This window comes from Donghicola sp. (assembly GCF_025210255.1).
In the GTDB taxonomy this organism is placed as follows: Bacteria; Pseudomonadota; Alphaproteobacteria; order Rhodobacterales; family Rhodobacteraceae; genus Donghicola; species Donghicola eburneus.
On the sequence record NZ_JAOARZ010000022.1, the window covers coordinates 625286 to 641446 of the forward strand.

The following is a 16161-nucleotide window of genomic DNA, read 5'->3' on the forward strand; positions in this document are numbered from 1 at the left end:
ATGGAGGAATTCCGATAGCCCGTAGACCCTTTAGGATGAATGCAAAAGCACCATCGCCCTTGGCAAGGGAACGCGTCTAGGGTTACAGAGGGGCAAAGAGTTACGGGGCAGACTATGAGCAATACCGACAGCTTTATCGACGAAGTCACCGAAGAGGTGCGTCGCGATCGGACCTTCGCCTATATCAAGCGGTATGGATGGATCGTGGGTTTGGCCGTCGTTGTGGTCGTTGGCGGCGCCGCTTGGAACGAGTGGTCCAAGGCGCAAGAACGGGCCGAGGCAGAGGCCTTTGGTGATAGCCTGCTTGACGCATCCACCGCAGAGACCCCCGAACAGCGCGCTGACGCTCTGGGCATGATCGAAGCGCCGGATGCGACCGCCTCTGCGATCGTGGCACAGATGCGCGCGCAGCAACTGGTCGAGGCTGGCGACGCAGAAGGGGCGATCACCGCCCTGAACGAAGTGGCCGCTGACGGCGAATTGCCCCGCATCTACCGTGATATCGCAGCGTTCAAGGCGCTGCTGATCGCGCCCGAAACCCAAGACACCGATGCGCGCCGCGTTTCGCTAGAGGCTTTGGCCGCACCCGGCGCGCCCCTGCGCCTGCTGGCCTTGGAAGAGTTGGCTTATCTTGAGGCGGGTGCCGGCAATCGTGATGTGGCGGTCGAGACTTTGAACCGTATTCTGAACGACGCAGAGGTCGCCCCTGACCAGCGTCAGCGTGTCCGTGATGCATTGACCGCTTTGGGGGCCGACCCCGAGGCTGCGGCCCAATAATAGTTTGACGAGGAAGATTGCCATGACGCTTTGCCGCCGCACTGCCTTGACTGCGGTTCTTGCCGCGACAACCCTGCTGGCGGGCTGCGCACAGCAAGAGGTGATCCTACCTGGTGAACGCCTGACCTTGCGGGGCGAAACCCCCGAGGCCGCGCCAGAGAATATCTCGTCGCCGATTTCCTTTGCTGCGGCCCAGAACCTAACCTCGTGGCCCCAGTCGCAAGCGAACATCCAGAACAACCCAGGACATCTGCGCGTGAACTACCCGCTGGAGCAGGTGTTCGAAGTGTCGATCGGCGCGGCCGAGGATCGCAAGCACCGTATTACGGCGCAGCCCGTAGTGGCGGACAACCGGATCTTTACCTTGGATGCCCAAGCGACCGTTCAGGCGACCGCACCGGATGGCCGTGTCTTGTGGCGCCGGGACCTAACCCCGATGCGTGACGACTCGAGCCAAGCCTCGGGCGGCGGGCTCGCTGTGGATGGTAATTTGGTTTACGCGTCCTCGGGTTTTGGCAGCCTGACCGCGATGGATATCGCGACTGGCCGCATCCTATGGGAACAGCAGTTGAACGCGGGCGGGACCGGCACACCCACCGTTGCGGGTGATCTGGTCTACTTTGTCTCGAGCGACAACCGTGGTTGGGCGCTGGAGAAAGACACTGGCCGCGTGCGTTGGCAACTGAATGGCGTCGAAGGTGGCGCGTCCATCGTGGGCGGTCCTGCGCCCGCCGTGACAGACCAGTTGGTTCTGTTCCCTTTCTCGAACGGTGAGCTGGTGTCTGCGTTCCGTCTTGGCGGTGTGCAGCGTTGGCGCGCGTCGGTGTCGGGGACGCGGACAGGCAGCGCCTTGGCCCAGATCAGCGCGGTGACAGGCGATCCGGTGATTGATGGCGGCACGGTTTACGTGTCGAACCACTCTGGCCGCTTGGCGGCGCTGGATCTGGATACCGGTGATCGTATGTGGACGGCCCAAGAAGGCGCGCTCAGCCCCGTGTCTGTCGGCGGCGGCTCGGTCTTCCTTATTTCGGACCGGAACGAATTGCTGCGCTTGGATGCTGCTGATGGTAGCCGCATCTGGGGCACCAAATTGCCAAACTATATGGCCCGCACGCCGCGCAAGCGGGCGGACGTTTATGCCCACTACGGTCCGCTTCTGGTGAATGACCAGTTGCTGATTGCGTCGGGCGACGGCTCGCTCCGCAGCTTTGACGCGACGAGCGGTGCGTTTACCGGCGGTGTGGTCGTTGATGGCGGCGCGGCAACCGCACCCATCGTTGTGAACGGTTTGGTGTATGTTGTGTCGCGCAAGGGCAAACTGATCGCTTTCCGTTGACGCAAATATGCGTTAAGGGCTGCGGCTTGATCCTGACGGAGTCGCTACTATGACATTTTCGCTGGCCATCGTGGGCCGCCCCAATGTGGGCAAGTCCACGCTGTTCAACCGCCTCGTTGGTAAACGGCTGGCGCTGGTCGACGACCAGCCCGGCGTCACGCGCGACCTGCGCGAAGGCGATGCACGCCTTGCGGACCTGCGCTTTACCGTGATCGACACCGCGGGCCTCGAGGATGCGACGGATGACAGCCTTCAAGGGCGGATGCGCCGCCTGACCGAGCGGGCCGTGGATATGGCGGACATCTGTCTGTTCATGATCGATGCGCGCGTGGGCGTGACCCCCGTAGACGAGATTTTTGCCGAAATCCTGCGCAAACGGGCCAAGCATGTGATCCTTGCCGCGAACAAGGCCGAAGGCGCTGCCGCGGATGCAGGTGTGATTGAGGCGTATGGTCTGGGGATTGGCGAGCCGATCCGTTTGTCAGCTGAGCATGGCGAAGGCCTGAACGACCTGTACACGACTTTGCTGCCCTTGGCCGATGAGTACGCCGAGCGCGCCGAAGCCGAAGCGCCCGAGACCGAGGTCGAAGTGGGCGATGACGAGGACGATTTCGACGGTGACGAGAACCTGAAGGTGCACCGCCCAACTGCGGCAAAGCCGTTGCAGGTTGCTGTCGTTGGCCGTCCGAATGCGGGAAAGTCGACGCTGATCAACAAGATTTTGGGCGAGGATCGCCTGCTGACTGGACCCGAAGCGGGCATCACCCGCGACGCGATCGCATTGCGGATCGAGTGGGACGGGCTGCCGATGCGGATCTTTGACACTGCTGGCATGCGCAAGCGCGCCAAGGTGCAGGACAAGGTCGAGAAGCTGTCAGTCTCTGACGGTTTGCGCGCGGTCAAATTTGCCGAGGTCGTGGTCGTTCTGCTGGATGCGGCGATCCCGTTCGAGCAGCAGGATTTGCGGATTGCCGACCTTGCCGAGCGCGAGGGGCGGGCTGTGGGCGTCGCTGTCAACAAGTGGGACATCGAAGACGAGAAGCAAGAGAAGCTGCGCGATTTGAAAGAGTCGTTCGAGCGTCTGCTGCCTCAGCTCCGCGGCGCGCCGCTGGTGACGGTCTCTGCGAAAACAGGCCGTGGTTTGGACCGTCTGCGCAACGCCATTGAGCGCGCCCACGACGTTTGGAACCGCCGCGTGTCGACAGCCAAGCTGAACCGCTGGCTGGAAGGCATGATCTCGGCCCACCCGCCGCCCGCGCCGAACGGCCGCCGGATAAAGCTGCGCTACATGACCCAAGCCAAGACTCGTCCGCCGGGATTTGTGGTCATGTGTTCGCATCCCGATAAGATGCCGGATAGCTATTCGCGCTATCTTATCAATGGGTTGCGCGAGGACTTTGATATGCCCGGCACGCCGATCCGTCTGCATATGCGTGGACAAGGGGATCGGAACCCCTATCAGAACAAGAAGAAGGCACAGCCTTCGAAGTTGAAAAAGCACTTGGGCAAGGGCCAGCGGACATAAGCCCTGTGGGGCTTGCGGGGCGCGGCCGGGGGCTGTCTGCCCCCGGACCCCCGAGAGTATTTTGACAAAGATGAAAGAGGGCGCCCCTTTGCGGGCGTCCTTTTTATTGGGTGAAGTGTAGGGCGAAGGTGAGGACGGTCGCTGCAGTCAGGTCTGCGGTCAGCGTGAAGTAGAGATATGGGCGCGGCAGGTGACCTGTGATGCGGGCCGATTGGTGCAGTAGGGTCCAAAGCGCGTGGATAAGGAGACCAAGCGGGAGCAGAAGCGGGCTAAGGGTCAGGGTGACCAGTGCGCTGACGGCAATCAGCGGAGCGAACAGGCGCGGGCAGAAAGGACTGTTGGCGATGATCAGTAGGAAGATGGTCTGTGCTGCCAGAAAAGCGCCGGTGAGCCAGACGGCTTCGGTCGAGCCCGCGAGACTGGCGACAAGGGTGAGGGCCAGCGGCGCGAGGAGGCCGGAGGCAGCGGGCGACAGGACGTGGCTGGGGAGGGGAAGGGATGAAATATGCATGTTGGCCAAATATTTCGTGTGTGGAAACAAGAACGCCCGCGGGCTGTGCCGCGGGCGTTTGGTTGGGATATGCGTTCCGCTTAGACCAATTGGCCCTCGGCGGTGAGGGTGGTGCGTCCCCCAAGATAGGCGTGCAGAACCTCGGGTAGTGTGACCGACCCGTCGGCTTGTTGACCGTTTTCGAGGACGGCGATCAGGCAGCGGCCGACGGCAAGGCCCGAGCCGTTCAGGGTGTGCACGAATTCAGGCTTGCCGCCCGCGGTGGGCTTGAACCGGGCGTTCATGCGGCGGGCTTGGAAGTCACCGCAGACCGAGACCGAGCTGATCTCGCGATATTTGTTTTGGCCAGGCAGCCAGACTTCGATGTCGTGGGTGCGGCGCGCGCCAAAGCCCATGTCGCCGGTGCAGAGTGCAACGGTGCGGTAGGGCAGGCCGAGGCGCTCGAGGATGCCTTCGGCGCAGCCGGTCATGCGGTCCAACTCTTCGCGGCTGGTGTCGGGGTGGGTGATCGAGACCATTTCGACTTTTTCGAACTGGTGCTGGCGCAGCATGCCCGAGGTGTCGCGGCCTGCGCTGCCCGCTTCGGAGCGGAAGCACTGGGTGTGCGCGGCGTAACGGCGGGGCAAGGTTGCCTCGTCGATGACTTCGCCGTTGACGAAGTTGGTCAGGGTGACCTCGGCGGTCGGGACCATCCACCAGCCGTTGGTGGTTTTGTAGCTGTCCTCGCCGAACTTGGGTAGCTGGCCGGTGCCGTACATCATCTCTTCTTTGACGAGCACGGGGGTCCATGCTTCGGTCAAGCCGTTTTCATCCACGTGGGTGTTCAGCATAAACTGGGCCAGAGCGCGGTGGATCCGGGCGACCGCGCCGGTCAGCACCACAAAGCGGGAGCCGGAGAGTTTGCCAGCAGTGGCGAAGTCCATGCCAGGGATGACGCCGGCGATTTCGAAATGCTCTTTGGCGTCGAAGTCGAGGGTCGCAGGGGTGCCCCATTTCTTGACCTCGACGTTGTCGTCTTCGTCGGCGCCATCAGGGACATCGTCGAACGGTAGGTTCGGGATTTCCATGAGCATGGCGTTCAAGGCTTCGTCGTCGGCCTTGGCTTCGTCGTTCAGGCGGGCGATTTCAGCTTTCTTGTCGCCGACAAGGGCGCGCAGGCGTTCGAACTCTGCGTCGTCCCCGCGGGCTTTGGCGGCACCGACTTCTTTGGACGCTTTGTTCTGCTCGGCTTTGGCGGTCTCGGCGGCTGCGATTTTCGCGCGGCGGTCCGCATCAAGGGCGAGGATCGAGGGTGAGACCGGATCAAGGCCACGGCGGGCCAAGGCGGCGTCAAAGGCTGCTGCGTTCTCGCGGATATAGCGAATGTCGTGCATGGGTCTCTCCAGTGAATCTTCGCGGGCGTTATGCAACATCTTTTGCGCGAGGGGTAGTCTGAGCGGTTTGATCGGTCGGGAAAAAAATTGCCGCAGATTGGGGCAGGTGGCAGAGGCCGGGGGCTGCCTGCCCCCGGACCCCCAGGAGTATTTCCCGCAAAGATGAAGAAATGAGGTGATTCGCGGCGCGATTGTTTCCTGAAGGAGGAACGGGGCGGCAAATGTGGCAGCGGGCGGGCACCGATGCGGCCATCGGGCGGCGCGGATGGGTTCGGAATGGGGAATGTTCTGGGCCGCGATGTGGCTCTTTCTGGCTGGCACTGTGACGCGTGGCTTCGGGGGCCTGAAAAACTTGGTTGTTTCGCTGTTAACCATTGTGGCGCAAGGAAAAATGGCCGGATTGTGACCTTGCAGAAAGCGTTTTGAGGGTGGCCTCTGGTGTGTCAGCACTAACCCAAACGACTATAAAAACAGTCATGAGGATTAGGGTTATGAGTGGTGCAGTAATGTTCCTTATGGGTCTGGCAAGCCTCGGCATTCTGGGTGGATTGTCGGGCGGCATGGGCTCTGAAGACTCTGGCGAAAGCGATGATGATCGGATCGTCGGTGACGCGGAAGACGACACTCTAGAAGGCGCAGACGGGAACGATCTGCTGCTTGGCGAAGAGGGGAACGATTTGCTGGACGGCGGGCAGGGCAACGACACCTTGCTTGGCAATAGCGCGACCGAAGAGCGCCTTGAGGCGATCGATGCCTTGATGGCGGCCCCGAACCTGACTGCGGAAAACTACGAAGAGCTGAACCACATTCTGTCGGCGGCGCCCGATGACGAGAATGACGGCGACGACTCTTACTACGGCGGCGATGGCGACGATGTGATCTTTGACGGTCACTCGGATCAGGCTGACGCTGACCGTCTGTACGGCGGGTCGGGCAATGACATTATGATGGACTTCGACGGCGCGTCGCGCTTCTACGGCGGTTTGGGAAATGACACCATCGTCGCTGTGGATGGATATGCGCCTGCTGCTAAGGGTGCTGACGTCCTGCGCGGTGATGGCGGCGACGACATTCTGTGGGGTGACGACGGTGACACCATGGCTGGCGGCGCAGGCAACGACCAGTTCAACGTCTATGCGGACTCGTTGATCGTTGACACCGCGCAAGACGGCGAAATCGACGACATGGTTGTGATCGACGATTGGGAACAGGGCGAAGACATCATCTTTGACTACGATCCCATGCACGTTCTGGATGGCACCCAGACCCAGATCGAGTTGCGCGTCGAAGAAGATACCGACGAGACCGGCGCCTTTGCCTCTGTCTTCCAAGAGGAAGAGGGCTTGCGGGTCGAATTCATGGGCCAAACCGTGATGTTCATCAAACACGCAGACCTGTCGGCGGTGCCTCATATCACGCTGAACCAGTACGTCCCTGACTACGAGAACGAAGACTTCGAAACGCTCGGGAACGGGGCTGATAACACCATGGTGGGCGACTCAACGGCCAACAGCCTGAATGGTGGAGACGGCAACGACTGGATTTCCGGCTATGCCGAGAGTGACTTGCTACTTGGTGATGCGGGTGACGACACGCTGGATGGCGGGACCGAAAGTGACACCCTGATGGGCGGCGATGGGGACGATCTGCTGAACGGGGATGACGGTGATGATCACCTGAACGGTCAGGCGGGGAACGATACTCTGAATGGCGGCGCTGGTCTCGACTCTCTGGTTGGTGGCACTGGTAATGATTCCATGGACGGGGGCGCAGATGACGACACGCTGATCGCGGGCGAAGGTGACGACACACTGGATGGCGGCGCGGGTCTCGACCTGCTCTCCGGTGGCGCAGGGGCCGACAACATTAATGGCGGTGAAAATGACGACCGGATCACAGGTGACAGCGGCGCGGACACTATTGATGGCGGAGATGGCAACGACTCGATCAATGGCGGAGACGACGCAGACGTAATCTCTGGCGGTCTTGGGCTGGACTACATCCAAGGTGGTGACGGCGCGGACACCATCGAGGGCGGCGAAGGCAATGACACCATCACAGCGGGCACCGGCGAAGATGTCGTGACCGCAGGCAATGGGGACGACAGTGTCGAAGGCGGCGATGACAATGACGTGCTCTTTGGTGACCAGCGGACCTTGGATCAGATTGATGACTTGGATGCGTTGGGGGCCGCGCCCAATCTTACTCTGGCGAATAGCAATGCTTTGCGGGAATTCCTGTCGGCTGAGCCAGATGGAGTAAACGATGGCGATGACAGCTATTATGGCGGTGCCGGTGATGACATTCTTTACGATGGATATTCATACACCGAGGTTGAAGAACAGGTTGACTTCGACCTTCTAGAAGGCGGTGACGGCGATGATCGAATTTTCGATTTTGACGGCTCTTCGACGCTAAACGGTGGTGCTGGTGATGACGTTCTTGTCGCGGTCGAAGGCTTCGAAGCATCGTTTGTAAAAGACTACGTTACCACCGAAATCCGTGAATACGCCGATATTCTGCGCGGTGGTGAGGGGAACGACACGCTTATCGGGGATGACGGCGATACCCTCCAAGGCGGAGCAGGTGTCGATACCTTCGAGGTTTATATCGACTCTGTCATAGAAGATAACGGTCAGCATCTTATGCTCGACGATATGGCGTCTATTGACGACTGGGAGCCGGGTGAGAAAATCATCATCGAATATGACCCAATGCACTACCTTGACGGCACTTTGGATGACGATGAGCTAGCGGCACTTGAAGGTTCCAATGACAATCTAACGTTCTTCATGCGGCAGGAAGAAGAGGGCGTTCTGGTTGCAGTTTGGAATACCGCAGAAGAAGAGGGATTGGGCTTGGTATTTATCGCTCACACGACAATCGATGAGGTAAGCCCCGACCTGACGTTCAAAGAGTATGTTCCCCAGAGTACGCCAGTGGGTGAAGATGTGCTTCTGAACTGATTTCGGTAGAGAGCATCAAACTTCAGGGGGGCGCAGTGGCAATTGCGCCCCCTTCGCCTTGCAATGGGCCAGAGGCGCGCATAGGTTCCGCCCGACACATTTCGGGCGTTGCCCGCCGATTACAAAGGAACCATCCCAATGGAAGCATTTGCGCAGTTCGTGCCTCTGATCCTCATCTTCGCGATCATGTACTTCCTGCTGATCCGTCCCCAGCAGAAAAAGATGAAAGAGCACCAGAACATGGTCTCCAACCTGCGCCGCGGCGATCAGGTTGTTACGCAGGGCGGTGTTATCGGCAAGGTTTCGAAGGTCAAAGACGACAACGAAGTCGAAGTTGAGATTGCAGAGAATGTGAAGGTCCGCGTTGTCAAAGCGACCGTCACGCAGGTTCTCAGCAAGACCGAGCCTGCCAAGGCCGAGTAATCCGTCACTCGTTTTCAATAAGGGGCAGTCAATGCTGCAACTCGAGTTGTGGAAGCGCATCCTGATCTGGGGGCTTGTGGCCGCCGGATTGGTGCTTGCGCTGCCAAACCTGTTCTACTCTCGCGTGGAACAGTCGAACGATGCCAACGCCGCGATCGAGGCGGGCATTGACACACCGGAAAACCAAGAGATCGCGGCCCAGTGGCCGTCCTTTCTGCCGTCGGGCCTGATCAATCTGGGTCTGGACCTGCGTGGCGGGGCGCACTTGCTGGCCGAGGTCAAGGTCGAGGACGTGTACGCGCAGCGGATGGAGGCCCTGTGGCCCGAAGTCCGCGACGCGTTACGCGACGAGCGGGCCACTGTTGGCACCATCCGTCTGCAAGAGAGCGAGCCGGGCATTCTGCGGGTGCGTATCAGCCAGCCTGACGGCATGGCCACCGCGATCCAGACCGTCGAAGGTCTGGCCCGTCCGGTCACTAGCCTGACCGGCGCCGGCGCGACCGATCTGGCCGTCAGCTCTGACGGCGCCGATGTGGTGGTTCAACTGTCCGACGCTGAAAAGCAGGCGACAGACCAGCGCACTCTGAGCCAAGCGTTGGAAATCATTCGCCGCCGGATTGACGAGGTTGGCACACGAGAGCCGACGATTCTGCGCCAAGGTACAGACCGCATCCTGATTCAGGTGCCCGGTATCGGCAGTGCGGACGAAGTCAAAGAGATCATTGGCACCACCGCGCAGCTGACCTTCCAGCCTGTGATCAGCCGCACCACCAATGCAGAGACCAGCCCCGGCGTGGGCAACGAGCTGCTGCCTTCGGTGGACGAGCCTGGCCTGTTCTACGTGCTGGAACAAGCGCCTGTCGTGACCGGCGAGCAGCTGACCGACGCGCAGCCAAGCTTTGACCAGAATGGCCGTCCTGCGGTGAACTTCCGCTTTAACCCCCAAGGGGCACGCAAGTTCGGCGACTACACGGCGGCCAACATCGGCAGCCCCTTTGCCATCGTTCTTGATGGCGAGGTGATCAGCGCCCCGACCATCCAGAGCCACATTCCGGGCGGTAGCGGCATCATCACCGGCAACTTCACCATCGAAGAAAGCACCAATCTCGCGGTTCTGTTGCGTGCAGGGGCTTTGCCTGCTGGGATGGACTTCCTCGAGGAACGGACCATCGGGCCGGAACTGGGGCAGGACAGCATCGATGCAGGTAAACTTGCCTGTATGGTCGCGGGCATCGCCGTTCTGGTATTCATGTTCGCCAGCTATGGTCTGTTCGGGATATTTGCGAACATCGCCTTGATCATCAACGTGGCCATGGTGTTCGGCGTCCTGTCGATGCTGGGGGCGACCCTGACATTGCCGGGCATCGCGGGCATCGTTCTGACAATCGGTATGGCGGTGGACGCCAACGTGCTGATTTTCGAACGTATCCGCGAAGAGTTGAAAACCGCCAAGGGTCCGGCGCGCGCAATCTCCTTGGGCTATGAAAAGGCTCTGAGCGCGATTGTCGACGCCAACATCACCACCTTGATCACAGCGGTTATCCTGTTTGCAGCTGGCTCTGGTCCTGTGCGCGGCTTTGCCGTCACGCTGGGTCTGGGCATCATCACATCGGTCTTTACCGCTATCTACGTGACGCGCCTGTTGGTCGTCATGTGGTTCGAGCGGAAACGTCCGAGAACCATCGAGGTCTGACATGCGCCTGAAACTCGTACCACAGGAAACAAAGTGGGACTTCTTTGGTCGCGGCAAGCTGTGGCTTGGGATTTCGATCCTGATGATCTTTGTCGCGCTGGCTAGCTTCTTGCTGCAGGGCCTGAACTACGGCATCGACTTCCGTGGTGGTACCACCATCCGGACCGAGAGCACGCAGCCGGTTGATGTGGGGGCCTATCGAGACGCCCTGTCGCCGCTGGAACTGGGGGACATCACAATCACAGAGGTGTTTGATCCCAGCTTCGAGGCGGACCAGCACGTCGCGATGATTCGTATTCAGGCGCAGGACGACACGGAGTCCGTCAGCGCCGAGATGATCGCGAATGTCGAAGCGGCTCTGACGACCGTGACGCCTGATGTGAAGTTCCTGTCCGTCGAAAGCGTTGGCCCCAAAGTCTCTGGCGAGCTGATCCAGACGGCGGTACTGGCGGTGATCGCCGCGATTGGTACTGTGCTTGTGTACATCTGGCTGCGGTTCGAATGGCAGTTCGCCTTGGGCGCCGTGGTTGCGCTGGTGCACGACGTAGTTCTGACAATCGGCATCTTTTCGGAGCTGCAGATCCGCTTTGACCTTGCGATCATCGCGGCGCTGCTGACCATCGTCGGCTATTCGCTGAACGATACCGTGGTTGTCTTTGACCGCGTCCGCGAGAACCTGCGCAAGTACAAGAAGATGAGCCTGAAGGACCTGCTCAACCTGTCGATCAACGAGACTTTGAGCCGGACGTTTATGACCTCGTTCACCACTTTGGTGGCGCTGATTGCGCTGCTGGTTTTAGGGGGCGACGTGATCCGCGGGTTCGTCTTTGCGATGACTTGGGGTATCGTGGTGGGTACCTACAGTTCGATCTTTGTCGCCTCGACAATCCTTTTGGTGTTGGGGGTCAAGCGGGACTGGACCAAGGACAAGGGCAGTCAGGAAGGCAACCAGTTTGCCAATATCGACGCCTAAGTGCACAATGCGAGGCGCGGGTACCCCCCGCGCCTTTTTCTTTGGACGAGCGGAGAGTTTCCAATGCGCATGAACGAAGTGTCCTTTACCGACGCGATGCCCGTTGACGGGTACGGCCCCGGGTTTTTCCGTGTCGGCGGTCAGGTGGTCGAAGGCGCTGTGCTGCTGTCCGATACAGGCATTGCGCCTTGGGGCGGGTATGCGGATGCCGAAAGCCTGATGGCGCTGGTGGGCGACGTGGATGTGCTGTTCATCGGCACAGGCGCGGATGTCGCACATATTCCAGCGGATTTGCGGTCTCGGTTGGAAGAGGCAGGTCTTGGGGTCGAGTCGATGACATCCCCTGCGGCGTGCCGGACCTATAACGTTCTGCTGAGCGAAGGGCGCCGGATTGCGGCGGCGCTGCTGCCTGTTTGAGGGCAGGGCCTTTGGCGGGCGCTGGTGCCGTGAGTATTTTCTCAAAGCAGAAAGATGCAGGGCAACGGGTATTGCCTAGGCTGCGGCGGAATGCGCATAAGGTTGCGCTTTTCCTGAATGCGGCGCTGGGGTAGGTCTGTGGCGATGGACCTGATTGTATCTGATCTGACAGTTGCGCGCGGCGGTGTGCCGGTGCTGGAAGGGGTGAGCTTTGTGTTGACCTCTGGTGCGGCATTGGTGCTGCGCGGGCCGAATGGAGCGGGGAAAACCACGCTGCTGCGAACGGTTGCGGGATTGCAGCCACCCATGGCGGGGACGGTTTCTGGCGCCGAAGACCGGATTGCCTATGCGGCCCATGCGGATGGGATCAAGCAGGTTCTGACCGTGGCCGAGAACCTATCGCTCTGGGCGGATGTGTTCGGGCAGTCGGATATCGAGCCTGCGCTAGAGGCGTTCAATCTGCGGGACTTGCGGGATCGTGCCGCGGGCAGTTTATCGGCAGGGCAGAAGCGCCGTTTGGGCTTGGCGCGGCTGATGGTGACAGGGCGGCCGGTCTGGGTTCTGGACGAGCCGACAGTGTCGCTGGATGTGGCATCGGTTGCGCTCTTTGCAGATGCCGTTCGGGCGCATCTGGCGGCTGGTGGCAGTGCGCTGATGGCGACCCATATCGATCTGGGGCTTGAGACCGAGGTGCTGGACGTGACGCCGCACAAGGCCGTCTTGAGCACCGCGATCGAAGATTTTGACGAGGCCTTTCTGTGATTGCACTGCTGGTACGGGATCTTCGCCTTGCGGTGCGGGCAGGGGGCGGTTTTGGGCTGGGGCTGGCGTTCTTTTTGATCGTGGTGGTTCTGGTGCCCTTTGGCGTCGGGCCCGAAAGTGGGCTGCTGTCCAAGATCGCGCCGGGTGTGCTGTGGATCGGGGCCTTGCTGGCCTGTCTGCTGTCTTTGGACCGGATTTTCGCGCTGGACTGGGAGGACGGATCGCTGGATTTGCTGGCGACCGCGCCTGTACCGCTCGAAGGGATCGTGTCGATGAAGGCGCTGGCCCATTGGCTGACCACGGGCTTGCCGCTGGTGCTGGCCGCGCCCGCGCTCGGGGTGCTCTTGAGTTTGCCCCAAGGGGGCTATGTTTGGCTGGTTGCGTCGCTGGCTGTGGGGACCCCTGCGCTGAGTGTCATCGGGACCTTCGGCGCGGCGCTGACCGTGGGGATCAAGCGGGGCGGATTGTTGCTGTCGCTTTTGGTGCTGCCGCTGTATGTGCCGACGCTGATTTTCGGCGCAGAGGTGGCGCGGCGCGGGGCCGAAGGGTTCGAGGTCATGACGCCACTCCTGATGCTTGGGGGGATCACCTTTGGCACCCTCGCGCTTTTGCCATTTGCCAGCGCCGCCGTTTTGCGCATTAACCTGAGATAAGCCCGTCCGGGCCACTGATCTGGAAAGGGAGCTTTCATGTCGATCTGGCAATACGCCAACCCGAAGAAATTCATGGACACCACGGGGCCGCTGCTGCCGTGGATTGGTGGCGCGTCGCTGCTCTGTATCGTGACGGGGCTGGTCTGGGGCTTTTTCTTTACGCCGGACGATTACCGTCAGGGCTCAACCGTCAAGATCATTTACCTGCACGTGCCTTCGGCGCTGATGGCGATCAATGCGTGGTTCATGATGCTGGTCGCCAGCCTGATCTGGCTGATCCGTCGTCACCACGTCAGTGCGCTAGCGGCCAAGGCGGCTGCACCTGTGGGCGCGACCATGACCGTGATTGCCTTGCTGACCGGCGCGATTTGGGGACAGCCGATGTGGGGCACGTGGTGGGCGTGGGATCCGCGCCTGACCTCGTTCCTTGTGTTGTTCCTGTTTTATCTGGGCTACATGGCGCTGTGGGGCGCGATTGAAAACGACGACACGGCCGCGGACCTGACCAGCATTCTGTGCCTTGTGGGGTCGGTCTTTGCGGTGCTGTCGCGCTATGCGGTGAACTTCTGGAACCAAGGGCTGCATCAGGGGGCGTCCCTGAGCCTGGATAAGGAAGAGAACGTGGCGGACGTGTTCTACTACCCGCTGCTCGTGTCGATTGCGGGCTTTGTCCTGCTGTTCATCTTCCTTGTGTTCCTAGGCACCCACACTGAAATCCGGGCGCGCCGGATGCGCGCGCTGCTGGCACGGGAGAGAATGGTTTGATGCCTGATCTTGGGAAATATGCGGACGCGGTTCTGTCGTCCTATGCGCTGTCTTTGCTGCTGGTGTTCGCGTTGGTCGGATGGGCTGTGATGCGGTCGCGTAAGACCCGCGCGGCGCTGGCAGAGGTGGAAGAGAGGATTAAAGGCCGTGGCTAAGTTGTCCCCGTTAATGATTTTGCCGCCCGTGATTTTCGGGGGGCTGGCCGCCATGTTCTATGTGGGCATGATGCGCGAAGATCCCGAGAGCCTGCCGAGTGCGCAGATCGGGCGCGAGGTGCCGGTGGTTTCGGTGACGCCGCTTGGCGGGGATCTGCCCTTTACCATCGAGGATCTGAAGGATGGCGAGGTCAAGCTGGTGAACTTCTGGGCCAGTTGGTGCGCGCCGTGTCGGGTCGAACATCCGATGCTGACGGACTTGGCCGAGGAAGGCATCCCGATCTACGGCGTGAACTACAAGGACAAGCCAGAAGCGGCGATGAAGTTTTTGGCAGAGCTTGGCAATCCTTATTCCGCGATTGGGGCGGATGAGTCGGGCCGGATGGCGTTGGAGTGGGGCGTTTATGGGGTGCCCGAAACTTACTTGATCAACGGCGATGGCCAGATTGTCACGCGGATCGCGGGCCCGCTCTTGGAGCGGAACGTTGCAGACACCCTGCGTCCTGCCATCGAAGCGGCCCAATAATATTGTCAAAAGGAGTGCGCCTCTGAATGAGGCGCGCGCTCTATCCGTTTGGGATTGCTGCGCAATCCGGTTCTAGCGGGTCATGCTGTTCTGAATGACCACGCCTTTCCACCCGAGTCCGGGGTAGGTTTCAAACCCAGGCGTGTCGTGGAAGCCAATGATCTGGTGGTTTTCCACGTAGTAGCCTGCAGTTTGCGCGGGCTTCCGGCGCAAGGGAAAGGTTTCCAGCAAGATGCCTTCTTCGTCCGATGACGCGATGACGCGGTTGTTTCGGTCAAGGATCAGGACGCGCACGCCCGCATCAATCATACGCTGGTCGAGGCGGACCCCTTGGACCACAGAGCGCGCTTGGCTGGCCCAGTCAAAGCAGGTCGCCATAATCCCGATAGGTTTGCCGTGGGCGTCGCCGTTCTCTCGGATCAATGTGGCGTATGTCAGGGTCTGCTGCCCTTTGAGCAGCCGAGAGACAACCACTTCGTCCGCCACATAGTCATCCCCTGTGGCAAGGCGCAGGCTGTTGGCGAACCACGGCATATCACGGACCGAGGCGCCAGTGACGCTATAATTGTCGGGCCGTCCATTGGCCACGATGCGCCCGTCCAGATCGCAAACCCAGATATCGAGGTAGATGTTGTAAGCGTCCAGAATGACACCCAGACGTTTGCTGGCATGGGCGGCACGCTCGGGCGTCGGGTTGGTCAGGCAATCGACAAAGCTGCTGTCAGTGGCCCACCAACGCACGTCACAAGTCCGTTCGTAGAGGTTGCGGTCAAAGACGTCGATGGCGTTGTAGGCCAGATCGACCACACGCTCGCCGGTGGCAGAGCGCTCCATCTCGGCGACCAGATTGCGCAGCACGGACAGCTCTTTGCTGAGGTTGTCCTCTAGGCCCTTGGCGATGCCGTTTATCTCTTCTCCGACCGCGCGCACCTCGTCCGCGACCACGGCGAATCCACGGCCATAGGGGCCCGCCTTGGCGCTCTCGATCTTGGCGTTCAAGGCTAGCATGGTCATCTGGCTGGTGATTTTCTGGATCGTATAGGCGTTCTTTTCGGTAAGCGCCGGCTGACCACCCGCCGAGTTGTGTCTTGACGATACTTGGGTTGTCGTTGGTGCTCAGCCGATGAGCTTCGCGTCTTTCATGCGTTTGATTGTGTCAGCAATGCTTGTCAGGGTGCCGAGCGCGCCAAAGGCTTCGCTCTTTGTCATGTTCTTGTTGCTCTCGAATACGTCCATGCCATGGGTCAGCAGCGCCATGATTTGCGCTTCGTCGATGGCGTTCTTGCGGAGGGCTTCGACGATGACG

The 16161-nt window shown here is 60.5% G+C and carries 17 protein-coding genes; 13 read left to right on the forward strand and 4 right to left on the reverse strand.

Annotation, left to right across the window (positions count from 1 at the left end; translation table 11 throughout):
* Positions 1-114: 114 nt before the first annotated feature.
* The 3 genes from N4A58_RS10300 to der are packed head-to-tail and all read left to right on the forward strand — an operon-like array spanning position 115 to position 3638.
* Positions 115-777 carry a tetratricopeptide repeat protein gene (locus N4A58_RS10300; RefSeq protein ID WP_293709246.1) on the forward strand — a complete coding sequence of 221 codons (663 nt, stop codon included), beginning with the start codon at positions 115-117 and terminating at the stop codon, positions 775-777.
* Between the two features lie 22 nt (positions 778-799).
* Entirely contained in the window at positions 800-2113 is a 1314-nt protein-coding gene (locus N4A58_RS10305; RefSeq protein WP_293709248.1) for a PQQ-like beta-propeller repeat protein, read from the forward strand.
* A gap of 49 nt (positions 2114-2162) precedes the next feature.
* A complete protein-coding gene (der, locus tag N4A58_RS10310) occupies positions 2163-3638 on the forward strand; it encodes a ribosome biogenesis GTPase Der (RefSeq protein ID WP_293709250.1) in 1476 nt (491 codons plus the stop codon).
* Positions 3639-3741: 103 nt separating this feature from the next.
* Here der and N4A58_RS10315 read toward each other — a convergent pair whose 3' ends face one another.
* Together N4A58_RS10315 and serS are read right to left on the reverse strand one after the other, a co-directional pair.
* Entirely contained in the window at positions 3742-4149 is a 408-nt protein-coding gene (locus N4A58_RS10315) for a hypothetical protein (RefSeq protein WP_293709252.1), read from the reverse strand.
* A gap of 80 nt (positions 4150-4229) precedes the next feature.
* Positions 4230-5522: a serine--tRNA ligase gene (gene serS / locus N4A58_RS10320; RefSeq protein ID WP_293709254.1), complete on the reverse strand. Its 1293-nt coding sequence runs from the start codon at positions 5520-5522 to the stop codon at positions 4230-4232.
* A 491-nt stretch (positions 5523-6013) separates the two neighbouring features.
* On the opposite strand from serS, the gene N4A58_RS10325 reads away from it, so the two are divergent.
* From N4A58_RS10325 to N4A58_RS10370, 10 genes are all read left to right on the forward strand, one after another.
* Entirely contained in the window at positions 6014-8488 is a 2475-nt protein-coding gene (locus N4A58_RS10325; RefSeq protein WP_293709256.1) for a calcium-binding protein, read from the forward strand.
* 138 nt (positions 8489-8626) lie between these two features.
* Positions 8627-8911 (forward strand): preprotein translocase subunit YajC, encoded by a 285-nt coding sequence (gene yajC, locus N4A58_RS10330; protein WP_293709258.1) that lies wholly within the window; start codon positions 8627-8629, stop codon positions 8909-8911.
* A 31-nt stretch (positions 8912-8942) separates the two neighbouring features.
* Positions 8943-10604: a protein translocase subunit SecD gene (secD, locus tag N4A58_RS10335; RefSeq protein WP_293709260.1), complete on the forward strand. Its 1662-nt coding sequence runs from the start codon at positions 8943-8945 to the stop codon at positions 10602-10604.
* Between the two features lies 1 nt (position 10605).
* The gene (gene secF / locus N4A58_RS10340) at positions 10606-11577 is read left to right on the forward strand and encodes a protein translocase subunit SecF (RefSeq protein ID WP_072706616.1); all 972 of its coding nucleotides are present in this window, start codon (positions 10606-10608) and stop codon (positions 11575-11577) included.
* A gap of 63 nt (positions 11578-11640) precedes the next feature.
* Positions 11641-11994: an Mth938-like domain-containing protein gene (locus N4A58_RS10345; RefSeq protein WP_072706615.1), complete on the forward strand. Its 354-nt coding sequence runs from the start codon at positions 11641-11643 to the stop codon at positions 11992-11994.
* A gap of 144 nt (positions 11995-12138) precedes the next feature.
* Positions 12139-12756 (forward strand): heme ABC exporter ATP-binding protein CcmA, encoded by a 618-nt coding sequence (ccmA, locus tag N4A58_RS10350; RefSeq protein ID WP_293709262.1) that lies wholly within the window; start codon positions 12139-12141, stop codon positions 12754-12756.
* Positions 12753-13409, forward strand: coding sequence for a heme exporter protein CcmB (gene ccmB, locus N4A58_RS10355; RefSeq protein WP_293709264.1), 657 nt, complete (start codon positions 12753-12755; stop codon positions 13407-13409). The genes ccmA and ccmB overlap by 4 nt, the downstream gene beginning before the upstream one ends.
* Before the next feature lie 36 nt (positions 13410-13445).
* Positions 13446-14174 (forward strand): heme ABC transporter permease, encoded by a 729-nt coding sequence (locus N4A58_RS10360; RefSeq protein WP_293709266.1) that lies wholly within the window; start codon positions 13446-13448, stop codon positions 14172-14174.
* Positions 14174-14329, forward strand: a complete 156-nt coding sequence (gene ccmD, locus N4A58_RS10365) for a heme exporter protein CcmD (RefSeq protein ID WP_293709268.1) — start codon at positions 14174-14176, stop codon at positions 14327-14329. The genes N4A58_RS10360 and ccmD overlap by 1 nt, the downstream gene beginning before the upstream one ends.
* Positions 14322-14855, forward strand: a complete 534-nt coding sequence (locus N4A58_RS10370; protein ID WP_245780459.1) for a DsbE family thiol:disulfide interchange protein — start codon at positions 14322-14324, stop codon at positions 14853-14855. Before ccmD ends, N4A58_RS10370 begins: the two co-directional genes overlap by 8 nt.
* Before the next feature lie 72 nt (positions 14856-14927).
* Here N4A58_RS10370 and N4A58_RS10375 read toward each other — a convergent pair whose 3' ends face one another.
* Positions 14928-15890, reverse strand: coding sequence for a methyl-accepting chemotaxis protein (locus tag N4A58_RS10375; RefSeq protein WP_367176938.1), 963 nt, complete (start codon positions 15888-15890; stop codon positions 14928-14930).
* A gap of 81 nt (positions 15891-15971) precedes the next feature.
* A partial coding sequence (locus tag N4A58_RS10380) for a hypothetical protein (protein ID WP_293709270.1) occupies positions 15972-16161 on the reverse strand: 190 nt, incomplete at its 5' end.

Excerpts from the sequence above, each read along its gene's own strand:
- secF (WP_072706616.1), top strand. The coding sequence starts at position 10,606 with ATGCGCCTGAAACTCGTACCACAGGAAACAAAGTGGGACTTCTTTGGT.
- yajC (WP_293709258.1), top strand. The coding sequence starts at position 8,627 with ATGGAAGCATTTGCGCAGTTCGTGCCTCTGATCCTCATCTTCGCGATC.
- ccmA (WP_293709262.1), top strand. The coding sequence starts at position 12,139 with ATGGACCTGATTGTATCTGATCTGACAGTTGCGCGCGGCGGTGTGCCG.
- N4A58_RS10315 (WP_293709252.1), bottom strand. The coding sequence starts at position 4,149 with ATGCATATTTCATCCCTTCCCCTCCCCAGCCACGTCCTGTCGCCCGCT.
- N4A58_RS10300 (WP_293709246.1), top strand. The coding sequence starts at position 115 with ATGAGCAATACCGACAGCTTTATCGACGAAGTCACCGAAGAGGTGCGT.
- serS (WP_293709254.1), bottom strand. The coding sequence starts at position 5,522 with ATGCACGACATTCGCTATATCCGCGAGAACGCAGCAGCCTTTGACGCC.
- ccmD (WP_293709268.1), top strand. The coding sequence starts at position 14,174 with ATGCCTGATCTTGGGAAATATGCGGACGCGGTTCTGTCGTCCTATGCG.
- N4A58_RS10345 (WP_072706615.1), top strand. The coding sequence starts at position 11,641 with ATGCGCATGAACGAAGTGTCCTTTACCGACGCGATGCCCGTTGACGGG.
- der (WP_293709250.1), top strand. The coding sequence starts at position 2,163 with ATGACATTTTCGCTGGCCATCGTGGGCCGCCCCAATGTGGGCAAGTCC.
- N4A58_RS10305 (WP_293709248.1), top strand. The coding sequence starts at position 800 with ATGACGCTTTGCCGCCGCACTGCCTTGACTGCGGTTCTTGCCGCGACA.
- secD (WP_293709260.1), top strand. The coding sequence starts at position 8,943 with ATGCTGCAACTCGAGTTGTGGAAGCGCATCCTGATCTGGGGGCTTGTG.
- N4A58_RS10325 (WP_293709256.1), top strand. The coding sequence starts at position 6,014 with ATGAGTGGTGCAGTAATGTTCCTTATGGGTCTGGCAAGCCTCGGCATT.
- N4A58_RS10360 (WP_293709266.1), top strand. The coding sequence starts at position 13,446 with ATGTCGATCTGGCAATACGCCAACCCGAAGAAATTCATGGACACCACG.